Genomic DNA, 3,919 nt, shown 5'->3' on the forward strand with positions numbered 1-3,919 from the left:
GATTTTGCTTCTCGCGGCAGGTTTCGTCTATTTCGGCGCCTATAATATCGCTGCCGATTCTCCTCATACTACGCCGGTTTATGCACTTCTCGAAACCGTGCGCGACCGCTCGATCGCGCTTCGCGCTGGAAACGTCGCGCCACCTCCGGATCTTGCATCTCCGGCGCGCATCGCCTCTGGGGGAGGTCTCTACGGAGAGATGTGCGCATCGTGCCATCTGGGGCCGGGGGTTGAACCTTCCGAGCTTAGCGTGGGCCTGTATCCCCAGGCGCCCCAGCTCGCGCGGAACGTCCATCTCGGCCCCGCGCAGCAATTCTGGGTAATCAAGCATGGGGTCAAGCTGAGTGCGATGCCGTCCTGGGGAAAAACTCACTCGGACGCGCTGATCTGGGACATGGTCGCGTTCGTGCGGGCAATGCCGCGAATGTCGGCCGAGGAGTATCGACGCCTGACCTCAGGCGCGCCGGAGAAGCACGACGCGATGATGGAGATGAACCATAAGCCCTAGGCGCTTCTGCCGCCCCGCCAGACCCGGTCGGCCAACCGGCCTCAAATGGAAGAACTCTGCAACGGCCGGCCGTGTCCGCCGACCGCCATGTCGCGCGGGATCGCCTTGCCCGGCCTCCTTCGCATTTCCGGGGACCCGGCCTCGGGATCGGCGGCCCATTGCCGCAAGCGATAGCAAGCTACCGAAAGAAGCGTTGCGGCTATCGCCTCCGGGACCAAATCGCCTTGTCTTAGATGAAACGTGCGCGCGCGAGCGTCATCGGCACTCACCTTGGTTTTCGTTCGTCCCCCCTTTCTTCGGCTCCGGGAGAGTATCGCGTTGACCCTGGTTGAAAACGAGCTCCTGCTAACCGCGAAGCCTGCACGGGTCTGGCAGACGCTGCTCGATTTCGAGCGCTACTCCCTCTGGCATCCCTATATCCGGCTAACAGGCGAACCGAAGCTTGGCGGCACGCTCGGATTTCACCATGGCAGCCCTCTGCGGCGGGGACGCCAGGTCAGGAACCGGGCCGTGATCAGCCGCCTCGAGGTGAACACTGCTTTCGAATGGCAAACCGGCGTGGCCCGCCTGTTCATCGTGGCTGAGGGCTTTGAGCTCAAAAGTCACCCGTCGGGCACGAGACTTCGCCACTGGCTGGCCTATCAAGGGCCGATAGCCCGGCTGCTCGGACAAGCTCCGGTCGACCATAGCAGCAATCGACTAAGTCTCACCGATGTGGCGCTGCGTGATTATCTGGCGAAGAAGCGGCGAGCCTGAGAGCGGGCTTCCGCGTTCAAGCGCTCGGACCGAACAGAGTGGGCCTGCTGGCATGGCGCATAGTCATGGAAGCTTGTGCGAGATTGCCTTGATCGCCTTCAAGCCGGAGCCAAAGCGGGCGATTGCCTCACGGTGCTTTTCAAGCTCTGCATAGGGCAGATAGGCAAAATCCAGATCGGCGACGCGGCTGAAAGCCGGCCGCCTGAGTTGGGCTCGCACATCGGCTTCGCGCGCGTCAGGGGCGACCAGGAAGAGCCCAGCGGTCGCCTGCAGATCTCCGCCCGACAGCGCCAGATCGAGCATGCGAACGATCCCCGAGTAGATCGATGTCGAATGCTCGACTTCGAACGCAGCCGCGACATGCTGGGTCTGGTCCAGCCACAGCACGTCGATCAACCTGATCGAGTCCGCGCCAGGGCTGACCGCGATCGCATCGGGCAGATGCTGCAGGCAGCCCTGCCCGAGCGGAACCCCAGCGTGGAGCCGTCCCCTATCATTGGCGGCAATCCAAACGTCATAGCCGAGCGCCAGCCCCAGGTCGCGCAGCCAAGCCTGGATCTCTGCATGCGTGCGGTCGCTTTCGCTTTGTTGCGACGCTACCTTGTCGAGCTTGCGGGCCTCGGCGCGCGCCTCTTCGAGCCGGGCCAGCCAGTCCTTGCCGCCCGCCAGGTCGAGCGGTGGCGCGGGATAGCGGCCCGAGCCGATGTCGAACAACAGCCCACCGATCGCGCCCAGGTCGTTCGACAACAGGTCGCGATACCGGTCGTTGAGGTCAAGGATGCCGGCGCGCATCGCCAGGAAATGGTCCCACGATCCGAGCTTCACCTTGGCGCCGGTCAGCGCGTTGTAGCCGTTGACGATCGCGGTGTTGAACGGCGGCACCAGAGTCGGATGCAGGAAATAGAGCAGGTTCGCGACCGCCGGCCCCAGGCCCTTGATCTTGAGCGCGTCGATCGCGCGGATGTGCGCGATGATTTCCTCCGCCGTGTCGCAGCACGAGCAATTGTCGAGCAGCTGACCGAACGCGCGCTGGTTGTCGGGATTCTCGTAGATGTCGGGTATGCGCAGCTTGGGCTTCCACAGGAACGCATGGTCCGCGCCTTTGAAGATCTGCCGCTGTTCGGCAACCGAATGGACGACGGTCTCAAGCGACGACCCACGATAGGCCACCCCGAAGGTTCCGGCCCTGATCTCCGTCACCACCTGACCCAAGCCCCTGCGGATCGACCGGAAGTTCTTGAGCCGCTCGTCCCAGAGGAACCAGCTGCGATAAGTGGCACCCGGGTCGTCCCGCCAGCGGCGGATAAGCTCGCGGGCCAGATCGACGCCAGTATCCGCTACGCCTACGTCCATCGATGTCATCCCCTATAGTATTGGACTATTTTGCCCATACGGTAGCGTGGCCCAGCCCATCGCGCAGCAGACAATATCCGTCGCCAACCGCGCGGGCGGCTTCGAAAACGCCTTGGACCGCAAGGGCTGCCGCCTGGCCGTGCGTATCTCCCGTTGAGCGATCGTCGTCCGGGCGACGCCAGCGGGGGGCAGGCATGCGGGACGTCGACGCGCTCGGATCGAAACATCTTCACACCCGATGGCGCGCGGGCGCGCGCAAACCGCTTTGATGGCGACGGTCCCGATCGATGATAGCAATACCGCCACCGGCCCGGCCCGGAACTATGTCCTCGCGCACAATGCGATAAGGGGGTTCGCCGCGCTTGGGGTCTTTGTCTACCATCTCCAGCTTGAGCGAGGCTATCTTGTGCCGCTGGGACTGTTCGAACCCGCCGTTCGCCGCGGCTATGTCTGGGTCGATCTGTTCTTCATCCTGAGCGGCTTCGTTGTCAGCCTCAGCTATCAGGAACGGCTGGCACGGCTGCACTGGCGCCCGTTCGCACGCTTCATGATCGCACGCATCGGACGGATTTTTCCCGTTCACCTGCTCGCGCTTCTCTACCTGGCCGCGTTGGTCATCGGCATCGAGGGCAGCTATTGGCTGCTCGGCTGGCCGTCCCACTGGCACCCATTGTCCTGGTCCCAGATCGGCGATCTCACATTGCAAGCGGCACTGTTACAAGTCTGGAGCCGGGAGGCGACGCTCAGCTGGAACATCCCCGCCTGGTCGATCAGCGCGGAGATGCACATCTACCTGCTGTTCCCGCTGCTCGCGGCGCTTCTCGCACACAAGCGACAAGCCGCAATCCTGTTGCTCGGCGCGGTTGCCGTCGCGGTCTATGGCTTCATCCTGCTGCGCTACCCCGATCTCGACATTCTCTCGGCCTTTGCGCTGCTTCGCTGCCTCGCCGGCTTCTCGCTCGGCATGGTGCTCCAGAACCTGAAAGGCGCAGTCCGGCTGGGCGCCCGTTGGGTGACCCTGGCCCAGCTCATCGCGATCGGCGCGATCGCTGCGATACTCCTGTCCGCGCTACACGACGTCCTGCTCGTGCCCGCATTCGCGCTTCTGGTGGCCTCAACCGCATCGGATCGAGGGCTCGTCGCGCGCGCCGCCCATGGCAGCGCGCTGCAATGGCTCGGTGACATTTCCTATTCGGTCTATCTGCTCAACTTCCCAGTACTCACCACCGCGGGCTTGTTCTGGCCGCGCATCGCTACGTTGATCCCGCCCGGCTTGGAGATTGGCGGGCGCTGGTTGTGGAT

The 3,919-nt window shown here is 63.7% G+C and carries 4 protein-coding genes; 3 read left to right on the forward strand and 1 reads right to left on the reverse strand.

The annotated features are described in order from the left end of the window. The first annotated feature begins 1 nt into the window (after position 1). Together AX681_RS09180 and AX681_RS09185 are read left to right on the forward strand one after the other, a co-directional pair. Entirely contained in the window at positions 2-508 is a 507-nt protein-coding gene (locus AX681_RS09180) for a c-type cytochrome (protein WP_066682099.1), read from the forward strand. A gap of 318 nt (positions 509-826) precedes the next feature. Then, positions 827-1,264 (forward strand): SRPBCC family protein, encoded by a 438-nt coding sequence (locus tag AX681_RS09185; protein ID WP_066658501.1) that lies wholly within the window; start codon positions 827-829, stop codon positions 1,262-1,264. A 63-nt stretch (positions 1,265-1,327) separates the two neighbouring features. On the opposite strand, the gene AX681_RS09190 is transcribed toward AX681_RS09185, so the two are convergent. Further along, positions 1,328-2,617, reverse strand: a complete 1,290-nt coding sequence (locus tag AX681_RS09190; protein ID WP_156442657.1) for a type II restriction endonuclease — start codon at positions 2,615-2,617, stop codon at positions 1,328-1,330. Between the two features lie 268 nt (positions 2,618-2,885). Between AX681_RS09190 and AX681_RS09195 the strand changes: the two genes are divergently transcribed. Further along, a partial coding sequence (locus AX681_RS09195; protein ID WP_197424268.1) for an acyltransferase family protein occupies positions 2,886-3,919 on the forward strand: 1,034 nt, incomplete at its 3' end.

This window comes from Sphingomonas sp. CCH9-E2 (assembly GCF_001557215.1).
Taxonomy (GTDB): domain Bacteria; phylum Pseudomonadota; class Alphaproteobacteria; order Sphingomonadales; family Sphingomonadaceae; genus Sphingomonas.

Excerpts from the sequence above, each read along its gene's own strand:
- AX681_RS09190 (WP_156442657.1), bottom strand. The coding sequence starts at position 2,617 with ATGGACGTAGGCGTAGCGGATACTGGCGTCGATCTGGCCCGCGAGCTT.